1 protein-coding gene is annotated in these 230 nt (G+C 44.3%); it reads right to left on the bottom strand.

The features are described from left to right. A partial coding sequence (gene tnpB / locus V6259_RS20170) for an IS66 family insertion sequence element accessory protein TnpB (protein ID WP_445928536.1) occupies positions 1-204 on the bottom strand: 204 nt, incomplete at its 3' end. Positions 205-230: the final 26 nt, after the last annotated feature.

Genomic DNA, 230 nt, shown 5'->3' with positions numbered 1-230 from the left:
CAGTCTTTTGCACCAAATACAGTACCCAGAGGCGTCAAAATAGAGAATTTTCATCTGAGTTTTACGGCGGTTAATGAACACAAAATACCCGATGAGAGGACTCTCTTTGATTTGCTGTTTAATCAGCCCTAACAGGCCACAATAAGACTTACGCATATCGGTAGGCTGAGTGTACAGCCAAATGTTGGCGTTAGGCTCCGGCATAAACATCAGTCACGACTCAGTCGAAG

Origin of the sequence: Marinomonas sp. TI.3.20 (assembly GCF_038155025.1) — a bacterium.
GTDB classification, from domain to species: domain Bacteria; phylum Pseudomonadota; class Gammaproteobacteria; order Pseudomonadales; family Marinomonadaceae; genus Marinomonas; species Marinomonas flavescens.
The sequence above is the reverse complement of the archived record's forward strand: the minus strand, read 5'-3'. Positions and strand labels throughout refer to the sequence as shown.